Raw genomic sequence first — 25172 nt, 5'->3', positions numbered from 1 at the left:
AGGAGAAGCGCCATGAATGACAGCCAATTGCCGGTTCCGGCACCGTCAAAGGAAGTACGCCAGTTGGCAATGCTGTGTCATTTCGCGGCGTTTGCAGGGTTGGTGTTCCCCTTCGGCAGCGTGTTGGGGCCGCTGATCCTGTGGCAGTTCAAGAAGGATGTGGACCCGCTTATCGATGATCAGGGCAAGGAAGCCCTGAATTTTCAGATCACCGTGGCCATCGCCTGGTTGGTGTGTCTGGTGCTGGGCTTCGTGGTGGTCGGCTTTTTGCTGATGACCGTACTGGTGATAGGGGCGTTGATACTGACGATCATTGCCGGGATCAAGGCCAACAAGGGCATTGCCTATCGCTATCCGTGGACTTGGCGTCTGGTCAAGTAACCGAGCGGCCACAAAAAAACCGACATTGCTGTCGGTTTTTTTTGTGCCTGGAAAAAGACCTCAGATGGTCAAGGTCCAGTCGTAGTCCACGATCAGCGGCGCGTGCTGCGAGAAGCGCGGCTGGCGTGGCAGGCGAGCGCTGCGTACGAACCGGCGCAGGCCCGGGGTCAGCAGCTGATAGTCGAAACGCCAGCCCAGGTTGAGCATCTCGGCCTGTTCGTTATCCGGCCACCAGCTGTACTGGTCGCCTTCGCGGCTGACTTCGCGCAGGGCATCAACATAGCCCATGTTGCCGACAATCTCGTCCATCCAGGCCCGTTCCGGCGCCAGGAAGCCCGGTGATTGCTGGCTGTCGCGCCAGTTCTTGATATCCAGCTTCTGTTGCGCCACGTACAGCGAGCCACAATAAATGTACTCGCGACGTTTGCGTCGCTGTTTATCCAGGTAACGGGCGAAGTCGTCCATTAGCTTGAACTTCTGGTTCAAGTCTTCATCGCCGTTCTGCCCCGAAGGAAGCAGCAAGGTCGCGATGCTGACCTTGTCGAAATCGGCTTGCAGGTAGCGCCCGTAGCGGTCGGCTGTCTCGAAGCCGAGGCCGCTGATGACCGCCTTGGGTTGCAACCGCGAGTACAAAGCCACGCCACCTTGGGTGGGCACTTCGGCATCGCAGGCATAAAGGAAGTAGCCATCCAGTTGGAAGGCTGGGTCGTCCAGTTCAAAGGCGGAGGCGCGGGTGTCCTGCAGGCAGATGACGTCGGCATTCTGGGCTTGCAGCCAACTGAGCAAACCACGCTCGACTGCAGCCTGAATACCATTAACGTTCACACTGATGATCCGCATAAATGGCCCCAAAAATCGCGTGCGTGTATGATACACGCCGTCCACCTAATTAGCTAAATCCGTGGTATCTGAGGCTTTTTTCATGCAGGCGTATCAACGCGATTTCATTCGTTTTGCCATCGATCGCGGCGTTTTACGCTTCGGTGAGTTCACTCTCAAGTCCGGGCGCACCAGCCCGTACTTCTTCAATGCAGGCTTGTTCAACTCGGGTTCGGCCCTGGCTCAGCTGGGTCGTTTCTACGCGGCAGCCATCGTTGAAAGCGGTATTTCCTTTGATGTGCTTTTTGGTCCGGCCTACAAGGGTATTCCCCTGGCTGCGGCTACAGCGGTGGCCCTGGCGGAACATCATGGGCAGGATCTGCCGTGGTGCTTCAACCGTAAGGAAGCCAAGGCCCACGGTGAAGGCGGCAGCCTGGTAGGGGCTCCGTTGACCGGCGATGTGCTGATCATCGATGACGTGATCACCGCCGGCACCGCCATTCGTGAGGTGATGCAAATCATCGCTTCCCAGGACGGCGCCAAGGCCGCCGGCGTGCTGATCGCCTTGAACCGCCAGGAGCGTGGCAACGGTGAGTTGTCGGCGATCCAGGAGGTGGAGCGTGATTTCGGCATTCCCGTGGTAAGTATCGTGTCGTTGAACCAGGTGTTGCAGTTCCTGGAGGATGATCCGCAGCTCAAGCAGCATTTGCCGGCAGTACGGGCGTACCGCGAGCAGTTTGGCGTCTGATACTGAATTTTTGTTGAAATGGGCTTGTGTGGGAGGGAGCAAGCCCCCTCCCACAGGGGATCTCCATTGTCCTCTGGCTCTATACAAAAAGGCCCCGCTCAATCGGATTGAGCGGGGCCTTTTTATTTGCAGCGGTTAAGGACGCTTGCGGTTACTGATCAGCGTGCCCACACCGGTATCAGTGAAGATTTCCAGCAGGATTGCATTCGGCACACGGCCATCCAGGATCAGCGAGCTGCCTACACCACCTTGCACTGCTTCCAGCGCGCAACGGATCTTCGGCAACATGCCGCCGTAGATGGTGCCGTCGGCGATCAGGTCGTCTACCTGCTGGGTGGTCAGGCCAGTCAGTACCTTGCCTTCCTTGTCCATCAAACCGGCGATATTGGTCAGTAGCATCAGCTTTTCAGCCTTCAGTGCTTCCGCCACCTTACCGGCTACCAGATCGGCGTTGATGTTATAGGACTCGCCATTGGCACCCACGCCGATCGGCGCAATCACCGGGATGAAGTCGCCCTTGACCAGCAGGTTGAGCAAATCGGTGTTGATGCCGATCACTTCGCCCACCTGGCCGATGTCGATGATTTCCGGCTGGGTCATCTCCGGCGTCTTGCGGGTCACGGTAAGTTTCTTGGCGCGGATCAGCTCCGCATCCTTGCCGGTCAGGCCGATGGCGCTGCCGCCGTGGCGGTTGATCAGGTTGACGATGTCTTTGTTGACCTGGCCGCCGAGGACCATCTCCACCACGTCCATGGTCTGCGCGTCAGTGACACGCATACCATCGATGAAGTGACTCTCGATCGACAGACGCTTGAGCAGGTCGCCGATTTGCGGGCCGCCACCATGGACGACCACCGGGTTGATCCCCACGGCTTTCATCAGCACGATGTCGCGGGCAAAGCCGGTTTTCAGCTCGTCGCTTTCCATGGCATTGCCGCCGTACTTGATCACCAGCGTCTTGCCGACGTAGCGTCGAATATAAGGCAACGCTTCGGAAAGGACCTTGGCGGTGTTGGCAGCGGCTTCGCGTTCGAGGGTCATTCAGGGCTCCGGGCAAAAAATCAGAACGGTAATTGGAGATCAGGGGCAACACGTTTCAACTGGGCGTGGAACACGTCCTTGATACGCTGCAACTCGGCCTCGGTATCCGCCTCGAAACGCAGGACCAGCACCGGTGTGGTGTTGGACGCGCGAACCAGGCCCCAGCCTTTGGCGTAATCGACTCGCACACCATCAATGGAGGTCAGGTTGGCGCCTTCACCCCATTGCGCATCGTGCAATGCGTCAATGATGCTGAATTTGCTCTCCTCGGTCACATGGATATTGATCTCTGGCGTAGAAATATCATTCGGGAAGGTCTGAAACAGTTCTTCGGCGGTGGATTTTTCCTTGCTGAGGATCTCCAGCAGACGAGCGGCGCTGTAAATGCCGTCGTCAAACCCGAACCAGCGCTCCTTGAAGAACACGTGGCCGCTCATTTCGCCGGCCAATAGTGCGCCGGTTTCCTTCATTTTCTTTTTGATCAACGAATGACCGGTCTTCCACATTAGCGGGCGACCGCCGTACTCCTTGATCAGTGGCGTCAGGCGGCGGGTGCATTTCACGTCGAAGATGATCTCGGCGTTGGGGTTGCGCGCCACGACGTCACGGGCAAACAGCATCAGCAGGCGGTCGGGGAATACGATCTCGCCGGTTTCGGTCACCACGCCTACGCGGTCACCGTCGCCATCGAAGGCCAGGCCGACGTCGGCGCCCACTTCCTTGACCTTGGCGATCAGGTCCACCAGGTTTTCCGGCTTGCCCGGGTCCGGGTGGTGGTTGGGGAAGTTGCCGTCGACGTCGCAGAACAGCGGGATTACTTCGCAGTTCAGCGCTTCGAGCAATTGCGGGGCTATCACGCCAGCCGCGCCGTTTCCGCAATCCACCACCACTTTGAGGCGGCGCGCAAGGTTGACGTCGCGGGTGATTTCATCGGAGTAGCGCTGCAGGATGTCGACCTTGGTGATGGTGCCGGTGCCGCTGGTCAGGTCGTTGGTTTTCAGGCGGGTGTGCAGGGCCTGGATCTGTTCATTGGCCAGCGTATCGCCAGCGATGACGATCTTGAAGCCGTTGTAGTCCGAAGGGTTATGGCTGCCGGTGAGCATCACCCCGGATTTACCGGCCAGTACGTTGGCCGCGTAGTACAACGCGGGTGTCGGCACCAGGCCGACGTCGCTGACGTGGCAACCGCTGTCGGCCAGCCCCTGGATCAGTTGCTTGACCAGCTCGGGGCCGGACAAACGGCCGTCACGACCCACCGAGACGTTGGGTTCGCCCTGGGCAAGGCTCTGCGAACCGATGGCGCGGCCGATCCAGTAGGCGGTTTCGGCGGTCAGGATCTTGGGTACCACGCCACGAATGTCATAGGCGCGAAAAATGCTGTCGGGAAAGGTCGGGGCTACGCGGGCTGCGGTACTCATCGCGGGGGAAACTCCATCTGAAAGGGGGCAAGGCGGGCCTGATGTGGCTGGCCGGCAGGCTCAAACTGAAGGGTATGACGGCGTTTTCGGCAGAGAGTTCGTGGTGTAAAAATGCCATCGGCGCATTGGCGCTAGCATTATTTTTACGTAGTCCTTTGATTTCATTGGAGAAATCTCGATGATTATTTCCGCGCATTCTTCATCCTGAAAAGCCGGGCGGTGGCGCGTGGCCGGACGATTGCATCCGGCCACGTTCAGCTTAGTCAGTGACTTCCGGAATGCCCAAAACCGCCTGCGCCGCGCTGGGTTTCGTCGAATTCCTGCACCAATTCAAAATGCGCCTGCACCACCGGCACCAGGACCAGTTGGGCGATGCGCTCGCCGACGGCGATGTTGAAAGCAGTCTGGCCACGGTTCCAGCACGACACCATCAGCTCGCCCTGGTAGTCGGAGTCGATCAGGCCGACCAGGTTACCGAGCACGATGCCGTGTTTGTGGCCCAGGCCGGAGCGCGGCAGGATCAGCGCCGCCAGGCCCGGGTCGCCGACATAGATCGACAGGCCGGTCGGGATCAGGATGGTCTGGCCTGGCTCAAGAACGGTGTCTTCCTTGAGCATGGCGCGCAGGTCCAGGCCGGCGGAGCCCGGTGTGGCGTAGGCCGGCAGGGGGAATTCGTTGCCGATGCGGGGGTCGAGGATCTTGGCTTGCAAAGCGTGCATGAAAATTAAACCTGGTTCAGCCGTTGGGCGATAAAAGAGATCAGTTGGCGGGCAATCTTGCCCTTGCTGGTCTGGGCGAAAAGGGTGGCGTGCAGCTCGCGGTCGATCACGCTGCAGGCATTTTCCTCGCTGTTGAAGCCGATGCTCGGGTTGGCGACATCATTGGCAACGATCAAGTCGAGGTTTTTGTCTTTCAGTTTGCGCGCGGCGTAGTCCAGAAGGTGCTCGGTCTCGGCAGCGAAACCGACACTGAACGGACGGTCCGGACGGGTGGCGATGGTGGCCAGGATGTCCGGGTTGCGCACCATTTGCAGGAGCAGGCCGTCGCCGCTTGTAGGGTCTTTCTTGAGCTTTTGCGGGGCTACGACTTCAGGGCGGTAATCCGCCACCGCTGCCGAGGCGATGAACAGGTCACAGGGAATGGCGGCTTCACAGGCCGCCAGCATGTCCCGGGCGCTGACTACGTCGATTCGCGTGACGCGATCAGGGGTCGGCAAATGCACGGGGCCTGTGATCAGGGTCACCCGTGCGCCTGCCTCGACCGCAGCTTCTGCCAACGCAAAGCCCATTTTTCCTGAGCTATGGTTGGTGATGTAGCGCACCGGGTCGATGTTTTCCTGGGTCGGGCCTGCGGTGATCAGCACGTGCTTGCCGGTCAGGGCCAGGTGCTGGAAGCACTCGGCGGCGCACAGCGCAAGGTCGGTGGCTTCGAGCATCCGGCCCATGCCGACGTCGCCACAGGCCTGGCTGCCGGATGCGGGGCCAAACACTTTGAGGCCACGGCTTTGCAGGAGTTGGGTATTGGCTTGGGTGGCCGGGTCGCGCCACATGGCCTGGTTCATGGCCGGGGCGATCGCGACGGTGGCGTCGGTGGCCAATACCAGGGTGGTCAGCAGGTCATCGGCGATGCCCTGGGCCAGGCGGGCGATCAGGTCGGCGGTGGCCGGGGCGATCAGCACCAGGTCGGCCCATTTGGCCAGTTCGATATGGCCCATGGCGGCTTCGGCCGCCGGGTCCAGCAGGTCGAGGTGAACCGGGTGGCCGGACAGGGCCTGCATGGTCAACGGGGTGATGAACTCACTGCCACCACGGGTCATGACCACGCGCACTTCCGCGCCCTGGTCCAGGAGCCTGCGAACCAACTCTGCGCTCTTGTAGGCGGCAATGCCGCCGCCGACGCCGAGAACGATGCGTTTCCGATACAGACGCTGCATTGGTTTGCCTTTCCAGTTCAGTGATGCCAGTTCAGTGACGCCTGCGATGACCCCTCCCCAGGTGAAATCGCATGCAAAAAAGAGGGCCTACGATAACACAGCGTCTGCCGCGCAACAGCGCAGCAGATACAGACGGAGGTGGGATGAGTATTCGTGATTGGCCCGTGGCGGAGCGTCCACGGGAGAAGCTGTTGGAAGGTGGCGCGGCGAGCCTGTCCGATGCCGAATTGTTGGCGATCTTCCTGCGTACTGGCGTTTCCGGTCGAAGTGCGGTGGATCTGGCGCGTGATCTGCTGGTGCAGTTTGGCGGCCTGCGCCCGCTGTTGGAGGCCAGCCAGGCGCTGTTCAGCCAGCATATGGGGCTGGGGCCGGCGAAGTTCGCCCAATTGCAGGCGGTGCTGGAAATGTCCCGGCGCCATCTGGCCGAACGCTTGCGCGCCGACTCGGTAGTGGAGAGCCCGCTGGCTGTGCGTCAATACCTCAAGGCGCTGTTGCGCCATGAGCCTCATGAGATATTCGGCTGTCTGTTCCTGGACTCAAAGCATCGTGTACTGGGTTTCGAGGCGTTGTTTCAGGGCACCATCGACACTGCGATTGTTTACCCGCGGCAGGTGGTCAAGCGTGCCTTGGCGCATAACGCGGCAGCGGTGATTTTGTGCCACAACCATCCCTCCGGGAATGCGGAGCCCAGTGCATCTGATCGCAGATTGACCAAAATGCTGCAAAAGGCGTTGGAGGTGGTGGATGTGCGGGTGCTGGATCACATCATTGTGGGAGATGGTGATCCGCTGTCGATGGCTGAATACGGATGGGTATAGCCACCTCTGTCCCTGTAGGAGCGAACAAGCTCGCTCCTACAGGGACAGGGGTTGCGCCCTAGGGCTTGAGGCTGATTTTCGAATAATCCTGGCGGCCGAACGGGCTTACCTGGTAACCCTCGACATTCTTGCGCGCCAATGCAAACGCCGTCGGATGCGCCAGCGGCAGCCACAGCGCCTGCTGCTGGATCTGCGCCTGGGCCTGTTGGTACAGCTTGGTGCGTACGCCTTGCTCGCTGGTGGTCTTGCCAGCGCTGATCAACTTATCCAAAGCGGGGTCGCAGTAGCGGGCGAAGTTGGTGCCGGATTTCAGCGCTGCGCAGGAAAATTGCGGGGTCAGGAAGTTGTCCGGGTCGCCGTTGTCGCCGGCCCAGCCCATGAACAGGAGGTCGTGTTCGCCGGCCTTGGCGCGGCGAATCAATTCGCCCCATTCGATCACACGAATTTCAGCCTGGATGCCAACCTTGGCCAGGTCGGCCTGTAGCAGTTGGGCGCCGAGGTTCGGGTTGGGGTTCAGCAGGCTGCCGGTAGGACGCGTCCATATCGTGGTCTTGAAACCGTCCTTGAGCCCGGCACGTTCCAGCAGCGCCTTGGCCTTGGCCAGATCCTGTGGGTAGCCTGGCAAATCCTTGGCATAGCTCCAGGTATTGGGTGGGTACACACCGTTGGCTGCTTCGGCGGTGCCCTCGAAGACGGCCTTGAGGTAGCTGCCCTTGTCAAAGGCCAGGTTGATCGCCTGGCGTACTTCGGGTTTGTCCAGCGGTGGGTGCTGGCTGTTGATGGCGACGAAAGCCGTCATGAAGGCAGCGGTTTTTTCCACCTTCAGCGCCGGGTCTTTTTCGGCTTCGCCTACATCCAGGGGCTTGGGCGACAGGGCAATCTGACATTCGTTGCGATGCAGTTTCTGCAACCGTACGTTGGCGTCCGGGGTGATGGCAAAGATCAAGTTATCCACAGCCGGTTTGCCCGCGAAATAGTTCGGGTTGGCCTTGTAGCGCACCACGGCATCTTTCTGGAAGCGCACGAACACGAACGGGCCGGTGCCGATGGGCTGACTGTTGAGTTTCTCGGGTGTGCCGGCCTTGAGCAGTTTGTCGGCATATTCAGCCGGGTAGATCGAGGCAAAGCCCATGCTCAACGCCGGGAGAAAGGTGGAATCGGCGTGGTCGAGGGTGAAACGCACCGTCAGCGGATCGAGGGCATCGATCTTCTTGACCAGTGCCGGCAATTGCAGGGACTGGGCGTGGGGGAAGCCGCTCTGGGCGATCTTGTGCCACGGGTTGGCCGGATCGAGCATGCGCTCGAAGCTGAAGCGCACGTCTTCGGCGGTCAGCGTGCGGCTTGGGCTGAAATAATCGGTACGGTGAAATTTCACGCCCGGGTGCAGCTTGAAGGTGTAGGTCAGACCATCGGGGGAAACTTCCCAGCTGTCTGCCAGGCTCGGTACCAGCTTGCCGCTGGCCGCATCAAAGTCCACCAGGCGGTTCATCAGCACGTCCGCCGAGGCGTTGGTGGTGGTCAGCGAGTTGTACTGCACCACATCGAACCCTTCGGGGCTGGCCTCGGTGCAGACGCTCAAGTTGGTGGCTGCAACGGCCATCGGTGCGATAAAGAAGGGGGCAAGCAGTAGTGGTAGGGCAGCGAGGCGCATATTCGGTTTCCTGTGCAGATCGAAGGCCCATCTGCGAGTGCAGTCTGGAAAAAGCCTACCGTAGAGGTCTGATTGATAAATGACTAGCCCATTTTTGCCTGTGCTTTTGGCCAAAATGCTGTTTTGATGGCGCCTCAGCGCGTTTCGCCGTGCACTTCCCTGTGCCTGCGGGCGCTGTAAATCATTCTGTGCGACGAGCGGTCGGCTGTTACAGCGGCCCCTATTGGCAGCGGTTCGGGCGTCCGGCACCAAGATTTACGTTGGTAAAAACACACGGGCTGTTGTTGCACTGGGGTCTTTCTGGTATAAAGCAGCGCTCTTTTCTAGGGGCCCGGTTCCTTCGCTTGTAGGTGTAGCCGGTAAGACCCTAAAGAAACGCGGCGCCTGGCGCCAAATGACTGAGAGATTAAGCGGCCAACCCATGCCGGGTTGGGCATGTGGTTTTAGAGGGCTGAGGCATGTCGAGAGTCTGTCAAGTTACCGGTAAGGGTCCGGTGACTGGGAATAACATTTCCCACGCAAATAACAAAACCCGTCGTCGTTTCCTGCCGAACCTGCAGCATCACCGCTTCTGGGTTGAAGAAGAGAAACGTTTTGTTCGCCTGCGTGTATCTGCCAAAGGCATGCGTATTATCGACAAGCGTGGCATCACTGTCGTGCTGGCCGAAATCCGCGCCGCTGGCAAGATCTAAGGAGCTCTATCATGCGTGAATTGATTCGAATGATCTCTAGCGCCGGTACTGGTCACTTCTACACTACCGACAAGAACAAGCGTACTACCCCGGACAAGCTCGAAAAGAAAATGTTCGACCCGCGCGTTCGCAAGCACGTGATCTACAAAGAAGGCAAAATCAAGTAATTGATTTTCTTCCTTGTGAAAAAAAGCCCGTATCTCACGATGCGGGCTTTTTTTTGCCTGGGATTTGCTGATCAGGCTTTCTGCTCGAACACCACGTAGATCTTGCGGCACGCTTCCAGCACTTCCCAGGTGCCCTTGAAGCCAGCGGGGATCACGAAGCGGTCGCCGGCGCGCAAGGTCTTGGCGTTGCCCGCGGCGTCACGCAGTACGGAAACCCCCTGCACAATTTCGCAGTATTCATGCTCGGTGTAGTTGACCTTCCACTGCCCGACTTCACCTTCCCATACCCCTGCATTCATCTGGCCACACGGGCTGTTGTAGTGGTTGTAGATCGTTTGCTCGGGATCGCCCTTGAGGATTTTTTCTGCAGCAGGGCGGTAGCGTTCGGGGGCTGTGCTGGCTTGGCTGAAGTCGACGATATCCTGGATGCTCATGTGCGTGTCCCGTCTGGCCTGCGGTTGGAGAGCCCAAAGTCTATGTTTATTAAAATGAACATCGCAAGGGCGTTTACCGCCGTTATGTCAAATATATTGAAACATCCCCAGCCGCTGGTTTAGGGTGGCAGCTGCCTTGCGCCGAACAGCTGGCTGGCGGGCAAGAATTCTTTGAGGCTGCCGGGGGGACACCCGCCTGGCCCTCTATTCAATAAGAGGAGGACACTCGCATGACCACCCTGACCCGTGCCGACTGGGAACAACGCGCCAAGGATCTGAAGATCGAAGGCCGCGCCTACATCAATGGCGAATACACCGCCGCCGTTTCCGGTGACACCTTCGAATGCATCAGCCCGGTCGACGGTCGTCTGCTGGCCACTGTCGCCAGCTGTGACGCGGCTGACGCCCAGCGCGCCGTGGAAAACGCCCGCGCCACCTTCAATTCCGGTGTCTGGTCGCGCCTGGCGCCGGCCAAGCGCAAAGCCACCATGATCCGTTTCGCCGCGCTGCTCAAGGCCAATGCCGAAGAGTTGGCACTGCTTGAAACCCTGGACATGGGCAAGCCGATCAGCGACTCCCTGAACATCGACGTTCCCGGTGCGGCAAATGCCCTGAGCTGGAGCGGTGAGGCAATCGACAAGATCTACGACGAAGTCGCGGCCACCCCTCATGATCAACTGGGCCTGGTGACCCGCGAGCCAGTCGGCGTGGTCGGCGCCATCGTGCCGTGGAACTTCCCATTGATGATGGCCTGCTGGAAACTCGGCCCGGCGTTGTCCACCGGTAACTCGGTGATCCTCAAACCGTCCGAAAAATCCCCGCTGACCGCCATCCGTATCGCCGCCCTGGCCGTCGAAGCCGGCATTCCAAAAGGCGTGTTCAACGTATTGCCAGGCTATGGCCACACGGTGGGTAACGCCCTGGCGGTGCATATGGACGTGGATACGTTGGTGTTCACTGGCTCCACCAAGATCGCCAAGCAACTGCTGATCCGCTCCGGCGAATCAAACATGAAGCGTGTGTGGCTGGAGGCGGGCGGCAAGAGCCCTAATATTGTGTTTGCCGATGCGCCGGATCTGCAAGCCGCCGCCGAATCTGCGGCCAGTGCCATCGCCTTCAACCAGGGTGAAGTCTGCACTGCCGGTTCGCGCCTGCTCGTGGAGCGTTCCATCAAGGACACCTTCCTGCCGCTGGTGATCGAGGCGCTCAAAGGCTGGAAGCCGGGCAACCCACTGGACCCAGCCACCAACGTGGGTGCGCTGGTGGATACGCAGCAGATGAACAACGTGCTGTCCTACATTGAGTCCGGTCATGCTGACGGTGCCAAGCTGGTCGCTGGCGGTAAGCGCACACTGGAAGAAACCGGTGGCACCTACGTCGAGCCAACTATTTTCGACGGCGTGACCAATGCCATGAAGATCGCTCAGGAAGAGATCTTTGGCCCGGTCCTGTCGGTGCTCACTTTCGACAGCGCCGAAGAAGCCATCGCCATTGCCAACGACACCCAATACGGCCTGGCCGCAGCGGTATGGACGGCGGATATCTCCAAGGCGCACCTGACGGCCAAGGCCCTGCGTGCCGGCAGCGTCTGGGTTAACCAGTACGACGGCGGCGACATGACCGCACCGTTTGGTGGTTTCAAGCAGTCGGGTAATGGCCGCGACAAGTCGCTGCATGCGTTCGACAAGTACACCGAGCTGAAGGCGACCTGGATCAAACTCTAAGCAGCACTGCAGGCCAAATGTGGGAGGGGGCTTGCCCCCGATAGCTGGGTGTCAGCCACTGCATGTGGTGACTGGCCCACCGTTATCGGGAGCAAGCCCCCTCCCACACTGTTTTGTGCGACCCGTAAATTATCCACAGGAGCGTGGCAATGCGTTGGGCGACTTATTTCGCCGTTCTGGCATCGGTACTCAGCGTTGGCCTGGCCTTGGGCGTGAGCATGCCGTTGGTATCCCTGCGTCTTGAAGGCTGGGGCTACGGCAGCTTCGCCATTGGCGTGATGGCGGCGATGCCGGCATTCGGCGTATTGCTGGGTGCCAAGGTCTCCAGCCGAATGGCGTCCTGGCTCGGCACTGCCAACCTGATGCGCCTGTGCCTGTGGGCCGGGGCGCTGTCTATCGGTTTGCTGGCGATCCTGCCCAGCTACCCGGTGTGGCTGGTGCTGCGGTTGATGATCGGGGTGATCCTGACCATCGTATTTATCCTGGGTGAAAGCTGGATCAACCAACTGGTGGTCGAGCAGTGGCGCGGCCGTCTGGTGGCGCTGTATGGCTGCACTTATGCCTTGAGCCAGCTGTCGGGACCCTTGCTGCTGGGCCTGATGGGCACCGATCATGATTACGGGTTCTGGGTGGGCGTCGGCCTTTTGGTAGTGGCGCCGCTGCTGTTGCTGGGGCGATCCGGGGCGCCGACGGCTGATGCGTTCGGCGTGACGTTCAGCGAGCTGTGGCGCTTTTGCCTGAGCTTGCCGGCGATTGCCTGGGCGGTGGCGTTATTCGCCGCATTCGAAGCGATGATTCTGACGCTGTTGCCGGTGTACTGCCTGCAACAGGGCTTCACTGCCGAGATTGCCTTGGCGATGGTCAGCACAGTGGTCGTGGGTGATGCGCTGCTGCAATTGCCCATTGGCGCCCTGGCCGATTACTTGCCGCGCCGCACGTTGTTCCTGGGGTGTGCGCTGCTGTTGCTGGCGTCGAGCCTGGCGGTGCCGTTGTTGATGCACACACTGCTGATCTGGCCGGTGTGGGTGCTGTTCGGCGCCAGCGCGGGTGGGTTGTTTACCCTGTCGCTGATTTTGATTGGCGAGCGCTACCGTGATGATGCGTTGGTGCGTGCCAACGCCCACGTGGCGCAGCTGTGGGGCATTGGCTGCCTGATCGGGCCGCTGGTGGCGGGTGCGGGCAGCCAATGGGTCAGCGGTCATGCACTGCCATTGCTGATGGCGGCGGGGGCGTTGGGGCTGGTGGTGCTGTTGCTGCGCCAAGGGGCGTTTGGAGCAGCGCAGCCTGCCTGAACTTCTTTGGCTTAAAGCATACGTTCCAGGCCAACTGACGTGGCGAACCAAGCATTGAAACGGCGCCACCAACTGCCGGGCTCGCGGGTCAGGGTGTGCAATTGCCCGTTGTCCTCGGTGACCCACACCACATTGCCATCCTGCAATTTCGCCTCGTAGCTCAGCGTCGGCGCCATACCTTCCAGCGCCAGGTTGCGCACATGCTCCGCCAGTTCAGGGCTGTCCACCAGCACGCCGACTTCGGTGTTCCACAGCACCGAGCGCGGGTCGAAATTGAACGAGCCGATAAATGACTTCTCGCGATCGAAGATCATTGCCTTGCTGTGCAGGCTCGAATCGGAGCCGTAGAGGCTGCCTCGACGAAACAGGTGCGGGCCACTGCTGGCACTGGGGTCGCCTGGTTGTCGGCGCAGCTCATAAAGTTTGACCCCATGCTCCAGCAGTGCCTTGCGATAGGGCGCGTAACCGCCGTGCACGGCCGGTACGTCAGTGGCTTCAAGGGAATTGGTCAGCAGGCTCACTGACACCCCTGCGTCGGCCCGACCCGTCAGGTACACCAGCCCGGGCGACCCCGGAACGAAGTACGCCGAAATCATGATCAGTTCACGGCTGACCCCTTCCAGCTCCGGGGCCAGTTGGGTGGTGAGCAGCAACTGCGGGTCCGGATCAGCCTTGGCCAGCACCTTGCTCGGTGCGTCCCACAGCGCCTGATTCCAGGCCCAGATCAGCTCACGGCGCCAGATGTCCATACGTGGTCGGGTCTGGTAGGTACGCAGGCGGTTATACAGGGCGTGGTTCTGCTGACGCGATTGCGCCAATGAAGCTTCCAGGCGCCCGCGGGCGACGGCCAGATCGATTTTGGAGGGCATCTTCGAGACAAACTCATCAATAGGTTTGCTCAGTGCGCTGTTCCAGTACTGATCGAAACTGTGACCCAGTTGCTCTGCCACCGGTCCGACGCTGAGCATGTCGATATCGGTGAAGTTCAGGTTGGGCTCGGCGTCGAAATATTCGTCCCCCAGATTGCGCCCGCCCACAATGGCCACGCTGTTATCCGCCAGCCACAGTTTGTTGTGCATGCGCCGATGTTGCAGCGACAGGTTGAATACACGGCCCATGGCGCGTGTAACGCCGGTGCTGCGGCCCAAATGCAGGGGGTTGAACAGGCGAATTTCGATTTTGGGGTGGGCGGCGAGGGTGGCGATGATTTGGTCGAGGCCGTCGCTGGTGGTGTCGTCCAGCAGGATGCGCACACGCACACCGCGGTCGGCGGCCTTGAGCAGTTCGTCCACAAGCATACGCGTGCTGATGCCGTCGTGAACGATGTAGTACTGCAAATCGAGGCTGGATTGGGCGTTGCGGATCAGCTCGGCGCGAGCCATGAAGGCTTCACTGCTGTTGGGCAGCAAGCGAAAACCCGAGCGCCCTTGGTGCGGCGCCGCCTGGGCCTGGATCGAGCGACCGAACGAGGAGCCGTTCGCCGGCAGGGCATCGCTGGGAATACGCGGTGTGTCGACCGTGGCGCAGCCGCCCAGGGCCAAGGTGCCCAACAGCAAAAACGGTAATAGCCGTCGAATTATCAAGGGAGCTGCTTCCAGGTCAGGGCGGTTATCGATATATGACGGCCTTTTCCGGCGAAAGGTCAGTGCAGCGTCTCTGCCAGCATCTTGAGCGCGGCGGCGCCGACCTTGCGCACCGCTTCTTCAATCTGCGGGGTTGGCTTGGCGGCATAGTTCATACGCAGGCAGTTACGGTATTTGCCGGAGGCAGAAAAGATGCTGCCTACGGCCACTTGCACGCCTTGTTCCACCAACACGCGATTGAGCTTCAAGGTGTCGAAGCCCTCCGGCAGTTCGATCCACAGCAGGAAGCTGCCTTGGGGCCGACTGGCGCGCGTGCCTGCCGGGAAGTAGCGGCTCACCCAGTCGAGCATCAAGTCGCGATTGCGCTGGTATTGCGTGCGCATCCGGCGCAAATGCGGTTCGAAATGGCCGTTTTTGAGAAATTCGGCAATCGCAATCTGCGGCTGGGTGGCGGTAGAGCCTGTGCTGATGTATTTCATGTGCAACACCCGGTCCAGGTAGCGCCCCGGCGCCACCCAGCCAATGCGTAACCCGGGTGCCAGGGTTTTCGAGAATGAGCTGCAGAGCAGCACGCGGCCATCGTCATCGAAGGATTTAATGGTGCGCGGGCGTGGGTAGCTGTAGGCCAGTTCGCCATACACATCGTCTTCGATGATTGCCACGTCATAGCGCTGCGCGAGTGTTAGCAGTGCGCGTTTGCGCGCCTCCGGCATGATGTAGCCCAACGGGTTGTTGCAGTTGGGCGTGAGCTGGATGACTTTGATCGGCCACTGTTCCAGCGCCAGTTCCAGCGCTTCCAGGCTAATGCCGGTGATCGGGTCGGTGGGGATTTCCAGGGCTTTCATGCCCAGGCCCTTGAGGGTCTGCATGGCGCCGTGGAAGCTGGGCGAGTCCACCGCAACAATATCGCCGGGCTCGCAGATCGCCCGGATGCTGGCCGACAGCGCCTCATGGCAGCCGGTGGTGATCACAATGTCTTCAGCGGTCAGTTGGCAGCCGGAGTCCAGCGACAGTCGAGCGATTTGCTCGCGCAATTCCATACAGCCAAGGATGTTGTCGTAATACAGGCCCGGCAGATCCTGGCGACGACTCACCCGCGCCAGGCTGCGCAGCAAAGGTTTCAGGGTGGGTGACAATACATCTGGCATACCACGGCCCATCTGTATGACGTCTTTGCGGGGTACCGCGCGAATCAGCTCAAGCACCTGGTCCCACTGGGAGATCTCTACCGGCCGTTGGGCCGGGCGGCCTACCTCGGGCAGGGCCGGCAGCTCGCGACCGGCGGGTACAAAGTAACCGGACTTGGGCTTGGGCATTGCCAGGCCGTTGTCTTCCAGCAACCGATAGGCCTGCTGCACGGTACTCAGGCTGACCCCGTGCTCCACGCTCAAGGCTCGCACCGAGGGCAAGCGATCGCCGGGGCGATAGAAGCCTTGTTCGATGCGAGTGCCGAGCAATTCAGCGAGGTTGACGTAAAGGGTCATGGCGGCCGCTCCTGATAGACCAGTACAGATAGAGTGAAAATACAGGATTCAGCCATCCATAGGCAGTATCTGTATGGATTTAATAAAAACAGGCTGGATCTGTAATGGTTTTGCCCGTGCCCCCATCCTAGTCACTCAATGCAACAAGCCAACGAGGGGCAGCAAAATGAACGGCATGAGCGATGTGCGGCTGGCGCTACACGGCCAAGAACTGGAAGCAGGGCAGGAGCGGGCAACGACTGCGCCTGTCGGCAGCCGCTGGAGCCTGTTCTGGCACCGTCGTCACACGCGCAAGGCGTTGCTTACGCTGACCCGCGAGCAGCTGCTGGACGTGGGTTTGACCGCTGAACAGGCGCGCCAGGAAGGCTTGAAGCCGTTCTGGCGCAGTTGATCACACCAGTTCTTTGAGGCGGTGCCAGAGCATCCCCAGCGCCAGCAGCGGTGAACGCAAGTGTTTGCCACCGGGGAAGGTGATGTGCGGCACCTGAGCGAACAGGTCGAAACGCCCCTGTTGCTGGCCGCTGATGGCTTCGCCGAGCAACCTGCCCGCAAGGTGCGTGGCATTCAGGCCGTGACCCGCGTAAGCCTGGGCGTAATACACATTGGGTTGATCCGCCAACCGGCCGATCTGCGGCAGGCGGTTGGCGCCGATGCCGATCATGCCGCCCCACTGGTAGTCGATCTTCACGTCGGCCAGTTGCGGGAATACCTGCAACATTTTCGGTCGCATATAGGCGCCGATATCCTTGGGGTCGCGTCCGGAATAGTGGCAGGCGCCGCCGAACAACAGGCGGCGGTCGGCGGACAGGCGGAAGTAGTCCACCGTCACGCGCTGGTCACACACGGCCATGTTCTGCGGCAGCAGGCGGGTCGCTTGCGCTTCACTCAAGGGCTCGGTGGCGATGATGTAGCTGCCGGCCGGTAGGACCTTGCCACTCAACTGCGGGTTGAGCCCATTCAGGTAGGCGTTGCAGCACAGCACCAGGGTCTTGGCACGTACGTGGCCCTGGGCGGTGTGCACCTTGACTTCGGGGCCGTAGTCGATGCGCGTCACTTCAGACTGCTCGAACAACTTCACGCCCAACTGCTGCGCGGCGGCCGCCTCGCCCAGCGCCAGGTTCAGTGGGTGCAGGTGACCAGAGCCCATGTCGATCATGCCACCCACATAGCGCTCGGAGCCGATCACGCTGCTCATCTGGCTGGCTTGCAGCAGGCGTACCTCGTGGCGGTAGCCCAGGCTGCGCAGTTCTTCGGCATCTTGCGCCAGGCCCTGCAAATCACGGGGTTTGTTGGCCAGGTCGCAGTAGCCCCAGGTCAGGTCGCAGGGAATCTGGAAGCGTTCTACGCGTTCACGCACGATCTCCACGGCTTCCAGCCCCATCAGCTTCATCTGGCGCACGCCGTCACTGCCGATCACGGACGCGAACTGATCCAGCCCGTGGCCGACGCCGCGAATCAACTGGCCGCCATTACGCCCGCTGGCGCCCCAGCCGATTCTGCGCGCTTCCAGCACCACCACGCTGAAGCCGCGCTCGGCCAGCTCCAAAGCCGTGTTGAGCCCGGAATACCCCGCGCCAATCACGCATACATCGGCGCGCAGCTCGCCTGTCAACGCCGGGTACTCGGGGTGCGGCACGCTGCTGGCGGCGTAGTAGGACGCGGTATGCCTGGCGCTGGCGGTCATGGGGAGCCTCCCTGTTTGGAAAATTTGACGCAGGATACAGCGGTCCGATGAAGCTGTCTGCGCGCTGCGTTTTGCGTCAGAATCCACGCCTATTCGCCGTTGGGTATGTGTTTCGATGAGTTGCAACAGTCAGAAAGTCAGCGCGCTGCGCAGACAGATTCCTTCATTTGAATGTGTTCCGGGTTGCCATGACTGCTGTGGGCCGGTGACCACTTCGCCTGAGGAAATGTCGCGCCTGCCACGCAAGACGGCCGCCGAGCAGGAGGCCGCCATGGATGAGCTGAACTGCGTGCACCTGGGGCCCCATGGGTGCACGGTGTATGACGAGCGGCCACTGATCTGTCGCCTGTTCGGCACCACCAAGACCTTGCCATGCCCCAATGGGCGCCGACCGGTTGAGCTGATTCATCCGCGTGTCGAGAAGCAGATCCATGAGTACATGGCGAGTACCCGGCAAGTGCTGGTCTGACTGAGTCAATCGGGGATCGGCAGGTTCAGGCTCTCCTTCACCTCTTCCATCACGATATAGCTCTTGGATTCGCGCACATGGGGCAACTTGAGCAGGATATCGCCCAGGAGTTTGCGGTACGAAGCCATCTCCGAGATACGCGCTTTCACCAGGTAGTCGAAGTCCCCTGATACCAAGTGGCACTCCAGCACATGAGGCAGTTTCAGCACGGCGCGGCGAAATTCCTCAAAGGTGTCGCCAGACTTGTAATCCAGGCTGATCTCGACAAATACCAGCAGGCTGCCTTTCAAATGCTGCGGGTTGAGCCGCGCGTTGTAGCCCATGATGATCCCTTCGCGCTCCAGGCGCCGCACCCGCTCGGTACAGGGAGTGGTGGACAGCCCGACCTTTTCCCCCAGCTCTGTGAACGAAATGCGCCCGTCGGTTTGCAGGATGCGCAGGATATTGCGGTCGATCTTGTCCAGCTCCCGCTTGGTCTGGGTGTTGGTACGCATAGGGGATACGCCTCTGTGAAAAGGGTTTTTGCCAAGAATTGTCGCCAAATATAGGCATTTATATAGTGAAATGCACTGGTGATTGTTTTTTACACTGCGTCCATCATTGCTCGAATAACACACGTCAGCGGCTAAGCCCGTGATGAGGATATAAAAATGCGCGTTCTGGTCTTGGGTAGCGGTGTCATTGGGGTGACCAGTGCCTACTATTTGGCGCGGGCCGGCTTCGATGTCGTGGTGGTCGACCGTCAGCCTGCCGCTGCCATGGAAACCAGTTTCGCCAACGCCGGCCAGGTGTCCCCTGGCTACGCCTCGCCATGGGCCGCGCCGGGTGTGCCGCTCAAGGCTATCAAGTGGTTGCTGCAGCGCCACGCGCCGCTGGCGATCAAGGCAACCGCCGATATCGATCAATACCTGTGGATGGCGCAGATGCTGCGCAACTGCACGGCCAGCCGCTATGCCGTGAACAAGGAGCGCATGGTGCGCCTGTCCGAGTACAGCCGCGACTGCCTCGACGAATTGCGTGCCGAGACCGGCATTGCCTACGAAGGCCGCAGCCTCGGTACGACCCAGCTGTTCCGCACCCAGGCCCAACTTGACGGTGCCGCCAAGGATATCGCGGTGTTGAAAGAGTCCGGCGTGCCGTTCGAACTGCTTGATCGCGCCGGTATTGCCCGTGTTGAACCGGCCCTGGCCAGCGTTACGGATATCCTCGCCGGTGCTTTGCGGCTGCCGAATGACCAGACGGGCGACTGCCAGATGTTCACTACGCGGCTGGCCGAGATGTGCAAGCAGTTGGGCGTGGAGTTCCGTTTCGAGCAGGACATCCAGCGCCTCGATTACGCCGGTGATCGCATTAACGGCGTGTGGATCGACGGCAAGCTGGAAACCGCCGACCGCTATGTACTGGCCCTCGGCAGTTACTCGCCGAAGCTGCTCAAGCCCCTGGGGATCAAGGCACCGGTTTACCCGCTCAAGGGCTACTCGCTGACCGTGCCGATCACCAACCCGGCAATGGCGCCCACCTCGACCATTCTCGATGAGACCTACAAGGTCGCGATCACCCGTTTCGACAACCGTATTCGTGTCGGCGGCATGGCTGAAATAGCCGGTTTTGACCTGTCGCTGAATCCACGTCGACGTGAAACCCTGGAGATGATCGTCAACGACCTTTATCCTCAGGGCGGCGATTTGGCCCAAGCCAGTTTCTGGACCGGTCTGCGTCCGACCACACCCGACGGCACGCCGATTGTCGGTGCCACCCCATTCAAGAACCTGTTCCTGAATACCGGTCACGGCACGCTCGGCTGGACCATGGCCTGTGGCTCTGGCCGCTTGCTGGCCGACCTGATGGCAAAGAAAACGCCGCAGATCAGCGCCGCCGGCCTCGATATTTCCCGTTATGGCAATCACCAGGAGTCCGCACAACATGTCAATCCAGCGCCAGCTCACCAATGAGCGCATGAGCCAGATCGTGGTTCACAGCGGTACCGTGTATCTGGCCGGGCAAGTCGGCGACGACCTGAGTGCCGGGATTGAACAGCAGACCCGTGAAACCCTGGTCAATATCGAGCGTTTACTGGACCTGGCCGGTACCGACAAGTCCAGGTTGCTGTCGGTGACCATCGACCTGAAGGATATTGACGCCGACTTCGCCGGCATGAACGCGGTGTGGGACAAGTGGCTGCCCAAAGGCGTCGCTCCGGCCCGTGCCACGGTTGAAGCCAAATTGTGCGAGCCGCAAATCCTGGTAGAGCTGTCCGTCGTGGCGGCGCTGCCTTAGCAACGATCCCTCTCCCGGCGCCGACGTTGTTGGTCGGCACCGGTTTTTCTTCACCTTGCTGCCTAGAAGCCTGCCGCCATGCGTCCAGCCCGTGCCCTGATCGACCTTCAAGCCCTGCGCCACAACTACCAATTGGCCCGTGAAGTCACGGGGGCCAAGGCGCTCGCCGTGATCAAGGCCGATGCCTACGGCCATGGTGCCGTGCGTGTGGCCCAGGCACTGGAAACCGAAGCCGACGGGTTTGCCGTGGCGTGCATCGAGGAAGCCCTGGAACTGCGTGCCGCCGGCATTCGCGCGCCAGTGCTGTTGCTGGAAGGCTTTTTTGAGGCGGACGAGTTGCCGCTGATCATCGAACAGGATTTGTGGTGTGTGGTGCATTCGTTGTGGCAGCTTGAGGCCATCGAACAGGCCAAACTGAGCAAACCGCTGACCGTGTGGCTCAAGCTGGACTCGGGCATGCACCGTGTCGGCTTGCATCCCAAGGATTATCAAGAGGCGTACCAGCGTCTGCTGGCCAGCGGCAAAGTCGCGAAGATCGTGTTGATGAGCCATTTTGCCCGCGCCGATGAGCTCGATTGCGTCAGCAGCAACGAACAAGTCACGGTATTCGAAGCAGCTCGCCAAGGCTTGGCTGCCGAAGTCAGCCTGCGTAACTCCCCGTCTGTATTAGGCTGGCCAGGCGTGGCCAGCGATTGGGTACGCCCAGGCATCATGCTCTACGGCGCAACGCCATTTGGCGAAGACCAGGCCTTTGCCGCACGGTTGCAGCCGGTGATGACCCTGGAGTCCAAAATCATTTGTGTACGCGAACTGCCGGCTGGCGAACCCGTGGGCTATGGCGCCAGGTTTGTCACGCCCAAGCCGATGCGCATCGGAGTGGTTGCCATGGGCTATGCCGACGGTTACCCCCGCCACGCGCCAACCGGTACGCCGGTGCTGGTGGCGGGCCAGCGCAGCCAACTGCTGGGGCGCGTGTCCATGGACATGCTGTGTGTCGACCTCACCGACTTACCCCAGGCGGGCCTTGGTTCAACCGTGGAGTTGTGGGGCAAGAACATCCTCGCCAGTGACGTCGCCACTGCTGCCGATACCATTCCCTACCAGATTTTCTGCAACCTGCGCCGGGTGCCCAGGCTCTATTGCGGCGCTTGATGGCCGGATACGAATGCAGCTGCCCGGGATTTAGGCCCAAGTGTTGTAAATACTGAACGCTGTCGCCATGATAACGCTCAATTACAACAAAGCCTGAATCCTAGGAGGCTCCTGCATTGGACGTCGGCGAACGACTGCAATCCATCCGTAAACTCAAAGGTCTTTCCCAGCGCGAGCTTGCCAAGCGCGCGGGCGTCACCAACAGCACCATTTCGATGATCGAGAAAAACAGCGTCAGCCCCTCGATCAGCTCCCTGCGCAAGGTGCTGGGCGGTATCCCCATGTCCATGGTCGAGTTCTTTTCCGAGGAGATCCTCCAGGAAATACCGACGCAGATCGTCTATAAAGCCAATGAGCTGATCGACATCTCTGACGGTGCCGTCACCATGAAACTGGTGGGCCGGGCGCACCCGAGCCGGGCCATCGCCTTTCTCAACGAAATTTACCCGCCGGGCGCCGACACGGGCGAAGAAATGCTCACCCATGAGGGCGAGGAAACCGGAATTCTGCTGGAAGGTCGCCTGGAATTGGTGGTCGGTCTTGAAACTTTTGTGCTCGAAGCTGGCGATAGCTACTACTTTGAAAGCACCAAGCCCCATCGTTTTCGCAACCCGTTCGATGTGCCGGCGCGACTAATCAGCGCAGCCACGCCCGCGAACTTTTAACAAAAGAGGCGCCCTGCCAGCGTTGCAGAGGCTCCCATAGCTGTATCCGTGTGGCCGTATCTCCCTTTATTTAATAGGGTTGTTTCGGCAGCCCGGGCTAACCGTTATACTTTCGCCGCCTGCGAAACCGTGGCCGCAGGCGTGAATAGCCACCATTGAGGGTGAACGCGTGAACCTAATTATGAAAATGCTGGCTGCACCAGCAACCGTACTGGCCCTATGGGCTGTCAGCGCTCAAGCTGCGACCAATGATGACATTGCCAAGCGCCTGGAGCCTGTGGGCCAGGTTTGCGTCCAGGGCCAGGAATGCAAGGGCATGGAAGTGGCCGTGGCAGCGGGCGGTGGCGGTGCGAAAACACCGGACGAGATTATCGCCAAGCACTGTAACGCGTGCCACGGTACTGGCCTCTTGGGTGCGCCGAAAGTTGGCGACACCGCCGCCTGGAAAGAACGCGCCGACCACCAGGGCGGCCTCGATGGCATCCTGGCCAAGGCCATCACCGGTATCAACGCCATGCCACCCAAAGGCACCTGCGCTGATTGCTCGGATGAAGACCTCAAAGGCGCCATCAAGAAGATGTCCGGCCTGTAATCAGACGATCTTCGCCAAAAATGCCGCTTACGAGCGGCTTTTTTGTGCTCGCGATTTATGTTTAGAGGCTGTTCATTGCAGCAAAGACCCGGCAAGCTCGGTCCAACTCCAATTCATGGAATGTTCGGGAGCAGTCCGATGGTGCAGTTGTGTTCAATCGAGCAAGCAGTTGACGACGTACTGGCGCGGTTGCCGGCGCATATCCACATGGGCATGCCGCTGGGTCTTGGCAAGCCCAATCTGTTCGCCAACGCGCTGTACCGGCGTATTGCCAAACTGCCGGAGCGGGCGCTGACGATCTACACCGCGTTGAGCCTGGGCCGCCCGACGATGGGCGATGGCTTGCAGAAGCGCTTTCTCGAACCGTTCATCGAGCGGGTGTTTGGTGACTACCCTGAACTGGACTTCCTCGCCGACCTGCACAAGGACAGCCTGCCGAAAAATATCCAAGTGCAGCAGTTTTTCATGCAGCCCGGCAGCCTGCTCCACAGCACTTCGGCGCAGCAGGATTACGTAAGCAGCAACTACAGCCATGCCGCCCGCGACATCAACGCCGCCGGCCTGAACCTGGTGGCGCAACTGGTTGCCAGCAGCGCCGAGCATCCTGATCGCCTGAGCCTGAGCTGCAACCCGGATATCACCCTCGACCTGCTGCCGATGATCGCCAAGCGCCGCGAAGCCGGGGAAACCATCCTCGTTGTCGGCCAGGTCCACAGCGATCTGCCCTACATGCCCGGCGACGCCGAGTTGGGCATGGACGCGTTCGACTACCTGCTCGATGAAAAAGACAGCACCACATTGTTTTCCACGCCGAACATGCCGGTGGGCTTCCAGGATCATTTTATTGGCCTGCACGCCAGCACCCTGGTACGTGACGGCGGCACCTTGCAGATTGGCATTGGCTCCATGGGCGATGCGCTGACCGCCGCCTTGCTGGCGCGCCAGGCCGATAACGAAGCCTATCGATTGCTGCTGACGGACCTGGATGTGTATCAGTGGGCGCCACTGATCAGCCGTGAGGGCGGTGTCGAGCCTTTCGCGCGTGGCCTTTACGGATGCAGCGAGATGTTTGTCAACGGGCTGTTGGTTCTGGCCGATGCGGGGATTGTGCGGCGCAAGGTCTACCCGGATGTGGCGACCCAGACGCAGGCCAACGAAGGCACTCTGGACGATGCGGCGCAACCCGATGGCGTGTCGATCCACGGTGGCTTCTTTCTAGGGCCGCGCAGTTTTTACCAGCGCTTGCAGGAAATGACCCACGCCAAGCGTCTCGAATTCAACATGACTGCCATCAGCTATATCAACGAGCTGTACGGCCAGGAAGAACTCAAGCGGCTGCAGCGCCTGGATGCGCGCTTTATCAACAGCGCGATCATGGTCACATTGCTCGGTGCCGGCGTGGCCGACCAGCTGGAAGACGGTCGCGTGCTCAGCGGTGTGGGCGGGCAATACAATTTCGTTGCCCAGGGGCATGCGCTGGACGGTGCGCGTTCAATCCTGATTTTGCGCAGCTGGCGGGAGTCGGCGGGCGAGGTCAGTTCCAATATTGTCTGGGAGTACGGCCACTGCACCATTCCCCGGCACCTGCGGGATATCGTCATTACCGAGTACGGCATTGCCGACTTGCGCGGGCAGACGGATGCCAAGGTGATCGAAGCGCTGCTCAATATCACCGACTCGCGTTTCCAGGGCGACTTGATTGAGCAGGCACAAAAGGCCGGCAAGCTGCCCAAGGACTTCCAGCTGGATCCGCGCTTTGCGGACAACACGCCGGAACGCCTCCAGGCGATTCAGGCCAAGCATCGACGGTTGTTCCCGGAATACCCGTTGGGCAGTGATTTCACGGATGAGGAGCGGGACTTGTTGCGAGCGCTGAACTGGCTCAAGAGCAAATTCAAGCTGACGGAGATTCTGGAGTTGGGCAAGGCGGCACTGGATGCACCGGAGCCGCAGGCGTATCCCGGGCATTTGGTACGGATGCGTCTGGATAAGCCGGAGGGGTTTAAAGAGGATTTGTATCAGCGGCTATTGCTTGCTGGGCTACAGGCCACCGCCCGCTGACAGGCAACACAAATCAAATGTGGGAGCTGGCTTGCCTGCGATGAGGGCCTGACAGTCGACATCTCTGTCGTTTGACACTCCGCTATC

At 60.3% G+C, this 25172-nt stretch carries 25 protein-coding genes and 1 pseudogene; 15 read left to right on the top strand and 11 right to left on the bottom strand.

What is annotated here, in order from left to right; genetic code table 11:
* Nucleotides 1-12 precede the first annotated feature (12 nt).
* On the top strand, nucleotides 13-381 hold the full coding sequence (locus tag FW800_RS12455; protein WP_005792486.1) for a DUF4870 domain-containing protein: 369 nt from the start codon (nucleotides 13-15) through the stop codon (nucleotides 379-381).
* Nucleotides 382-441: 60 nt separating this feature from the next.
* On the opposite strand, the gene FW800_RS12450 is transcribed toward FW800_RS12455, so the two are convergent.
* The gene (locus FW800_RS12450; RefSeq protein ID WP_003195493.1) at nucleotides 442-1221 is read right to left on the bottom strand and encodes an exodeoxyribonuclease III; all 780 of its coding nucleotides are present in this window, start codon (nucleotides 1219-1221) and stop codon (nucleotides 442-444) included.
* Nucleotides 1222-1303: 82 nt separating this feature from the next.
* Here FW800_RS12450 and pyrE point away from each other — a divergent pair, with 82 nt between their 5' ends.
* A complete protein-coding gene (pyrE, locus tag FW800_RS12445; protein WP_003195489.1) occupies nucleotides 1304-1948 on the top strand; it encodes an orotate phosphoribosyltransferase in 645 nt (214 codons plus the stop codon).
* A gap of 135 nt (nucleotides 1949-2083) precedes the next feature.
* On the opposite strand, the gene argB is transcribed toward pyrE, so the two are convergent.
* The 4 genes and pseudogenes from argB to coaBC form a co-directional block, all read right to left on the bottom strand.
* Nucleotides 2084-2989: an acetylglutamate kinase gene (gene argB / locus FW800_RS12440; protein WP_003213275.1), complete on the bottom strand. Its 906-nt coding sequence runs from the start codon at nucleotides 2987-2989 to the stop codon at nucleotides 2084-2086.
* A 20-nt stretch (nucleotides 2990-3009) separates the two neighbouring features.
* Nucleotides 3010-4416: pseudogene (locus tag FW800_RS12435) on the bottom strand (phosphomannomutase/phosphoglucomutase); the annotation flags it as partial.
* A gap of 254 nt (nucleotides 4417-4670) precedes the next feature.
* On the bottom strand, nucleotides 4671-5126 hold the full coding sequence (gene dut / locus FW800_RS12430) for a dUTP diphosphatase (protein ID WP_016975923.1): 456 nt from the start codon (nucleotides 5124-5126) through the stop codon (nucleotides 4671-4673).
* Between the two features lie 5 nt (nucleotides 5127-5131).
* On the bottom strand, nucleotides 5132-6340 hold the full coding sequence (coaBC, locus tag FW800_RS12425) for a bifunctional phosphopantothenoylcysteine decarboxylase/phosphopantothenate--cysteine ligase CoaBC (protein WP_015886530.1): 1209 nt from the start codon (nucleotides 6338-6340) through the stop codon (nucleotides 5132-5134).
* Nucleotides 6341-6483: 143 nt separating this feature from the next.
* Between coaBC and radC the strand changes: the two genes are divergently transcribed.
* Nucleotides 6484-7158 carry a RadC family protein gene (gene radC / locus FW800_RS12420; RefSeq protein WP_032878719.1) on the top strand — a complete coding sequence of 225 codons (675 nt, stop codon included), beginning with the start codon at nucleotides 6484-6486 and terminating at the stop codon, nucleotides 7156-7158.
* A 58-nt stretch (nucleotides 7159-7216) separates the two neighbouring features.
* Here radC and FW800_RS12415 read toward each other — a convergent pair whose 3' ends face one another.
* Nucleotides 7217-8809 carry an ABC transporter substrate-binding protein gene (locus FW800_RS12415; RefSeq protein WP_446437730.1) on the bottom strand — a complete coding sequence of 531 codons (1593 nt, stop codon included), beginning with the start codon at nucleotides 8807-8809 and terminating at the stop codon, nucleotides 7217-7219.
* A 458-nt stretch (nucleotides 8810-9267) separates the two neighbouring features.
* Here FW800_RS12415 and rpmB point away from each other — a divergent pair, with 458 nt between their 5' ends.
* Complete coding sequence (gene rpmB / locus FW800_RS12410; RefSeq protein ID WP_003176907.1) at nucleotides 9268-9501, top strand: 50S ribosomal protein L28; 234 nt, start codon at nucleotides 9268-9270, stop codon at nucleotides 9499-9501.
* 11 nt (nucleotides 9502-9512) lie between these two features.
* The gene (rpmG, locus tag FW800_RS12405; RefSeq protein ID WP_003176906.1) at nucleotides 9513-9668 is read left to right on the top strand and encodes a 50S ribosomal protein L33; all 156 of its coding nucleotides are present in this window, start codon (nucleotides 9513-9515) and stop codon (nucleotides 9666-9668) included.
* A 71-nt stretch (nucleotides 9669-9739) separates the two neighbouring features.
* On the opposite strand, the gene FW800_RS12400 is transcribed toward rpmG, so the two are convergent.
* The gene (locus FW800_RS12400) at nucleotides 9740-10102 is read right to left on the bottom strand and encodes a cupin domain-containing protein (protein ID WP_446437729.1); all 363 of its coding nucleotides are present in this window, start codon (nucleotides 10100-10102) and stop codon (nucleotides 9740-9742) included.
* Nucleotides 10103-10332: 230 nt separating this feature from the next.
* Between FW800_RS12400 and FW800_RS12395 the strand changes: the two genes are divergently transcribed.
* Complete coding sequence (locus FW800_RS12395) at nucleotides 10333-11826, top strand: aldehyde dehydrogenase (RefSeq protein ID WP_032878725.1); 1494 nt, start codon at nucleotides 10333-10335, stop codon at nucleotides 11824-11826.
* A 149-nt stretch (nucleotides 11827-11975) separates the two neighbouring features.
* Nucleotides 11976-13118: an MFS transporter gene (locus tag FW800_RS12390; RefSeq protein ID WP_446437728.1), complete on the top strand. Its 1143-nt coding sequence runs from the start codon at nucleotides 11976-11978 to the stop codon at nucleotides 13116-13118.
* 11 nt (nucleotides 13119-13129) lie between these two features.
* On the opposite strand, the gene FW800_RS12385 is transcribed toward FW800_RS12390, so the two are convergent.
* Both FW800_RS12385 and FW800_RS12380 read right to left on the bottom strand, forming a co-directional pair.
* Entirely contained in the window at nucleotides 13130-14698 is a 1569-nt protein-coding gene (locus FW800_RS12385) for a phospholipase D family protein (RefSeq protein ID WP_081883358.1), read from the bottom strand.
* A gap of 62 nt (nucleotides 14699-14760) precedes the next feature.
* Nucleotides 14761-16185: an aminotransferase-like domain-containing protein gene (locus FW800_RS12380; RefSeq protein WP_103734160.1), complete on the bottom strand. Its 1425-nt coding sequence runs from the start codon at nucleotides 16183-16185 to the stop codon at nucleotides 14761-14763.
* 166 nt (nucleotides 16186-16351) lie between these two features.
* On the opposite strand from FW800_RS12380, the gene FW800_RS12375 reads away from it, so the two are divergent.
* A complete protein-coding gene (locus FW800_RS12375) occupies nucleotides 16352-16576 on the top strand; it encodes a DUF1127 domain-containing protein (RefSeq protein ID WP_446437727.1) in 225 nt (74 codons plus the stop codon).
* Here FW800_RS12375 and FW800_RS12370 read toward each other — a convergent pair whose 3' ends face one another.
* Nucleotides 16577-17869: an NAD(P)/FAD-dependent oxidoreductase gene (locus FW800_RS12370; RefSeq protein WP_122732998.1), complete on the bottom strand. Its 1293-nt coding sequence runs from the start codon at nucleotides 17867-17869 to the stop codon at nucleotides 16577-16579.
* Nucleotides 17870-17984: 115 nt separating this feature from the next.
* Here FW800_RS12370 and FW800_RS12365 point away from each other — a divergent pair, with 115 nt between their 5' ends.
* Entirely contained in the window at nucleotides 17985-18338 is a 354-nt protein-coding gene (locus tag FW800_RS12365) for a YkgJ family cysteine cluster protein (protein WP_005792472.1), read from the top strand.
* Between the two features lie 5 nt (nucleotides 18339-18343).
* On the opposite strand, the gene FW800_RS12360 is transcribed toward FW800_RS12365, so the two are convergent.
* Complete coding sequence (locus FW800_RS12360) at nucleotides 18344-18832, bottom strand: Lrp/AsnC ligand binding domain-containing protein (RefSeq protein ID WP_003176896.1); 489 nt, start codon at nucleotides 18830-18832, stop codon at nucleotides 18344-18346.
* Nucleotides 18833-18988: 156 nt separating this feature from the next.
* Between FW800_RS12360 and dadA the strand changes: the two genes are divergently transcribed.
* The 6 genes from dadA to FW800_RS12330 all read left to right on the top strand — a co-directional run bounded on the left by dadA (nucleotide 18989) and on the right by FW800_RS12330 (nucleotide 25085).
* Nucleotides 18989-20290, top strand: a complete 1302-nt coding sequence (gene dadA, locus FW800_RS12355; RefSeq protein WP_103734162.1) for a D-amino acid dehydrogenase — start codon at nucleotides 18989-18991, stop codon at nucleotides 20288-20290.
* Nucleotides 20262-20615: a RidA family protein gene (locus tag FW800_RS12350; RefSeq protein WP_446437726.1), complete on the top strand. Its 354-nt coding sequence runs from the start codon at nucleotides 20262-20264 to the stop codon at nucleotides 20613-20615. Before dadA ends, FW800_RS12350 begins: the two co-directional genes overlap by 29 nt.
* Nucleotides 20616-20693: 78 nt before the next feature.
* The gene (gene alr, locus FW800_RS12345; protein ID WP_005792469.1) at nucleotides 20694-21767 is read left to right on the top strand and encodes an alanine racemase; all 1074 of its coding nucleotides are present in this window, start codon (nucleotides 20694-20696) and stop codon (nucleotides 21765-21767) included.
* Nucleotides 21768-21883: 116 nt separating this feature from the next.
* Nucleotides 21884-22432 carry a cupin domain-containing protein gene (locus FW800_RS12340; protein ID WP_005792468.1) on the top strand — a complete coding sequence of 183 codons (549 nt, stop codon included), beginning with the start codon at nucleotides 21884-21886 and terminating at the stop codon, nucleotides 22430-22432.
* Between the two features lie 181 nt (nucleotides 22433-22613).
* Nucleotides 22614-23024, top strand: a complete 411-nt coding sequence (locus tag FW800_RS12335) for a c-type cytochrome (RefSeq protein ID WP_032878737.1) — start codon at nucleotides 22614-22616, stop codon at nucleotides 23022-23024.
* Nucleotides 23025-23162: 138 nt separating this feature from the next.
* Nucleotides 23163-25085: an acetyl-CoA hydrolase/transferase C-terminal domain-containing protein gene (locus FW800_RS12330; RefSeq protein WP_446437725.1), complete on the top strand. Its 1923-nt coding sequence runs from the start codon at nucleotides 23163-23165 to the stop codon at nucleotides 25083-25085.
* The last annotated feature ends 87 nt before the right edge of the window (nucleotides 25086-25172 follow it).

This window comes from Pseudomonas sp. 910_23 (assembly GCF_052850795.1).
The sequence above is the reverse complement of the archived record's forward strand: the minus strand, read 5'-3'. Positions and strand labels throughout refer to the sequence as shown.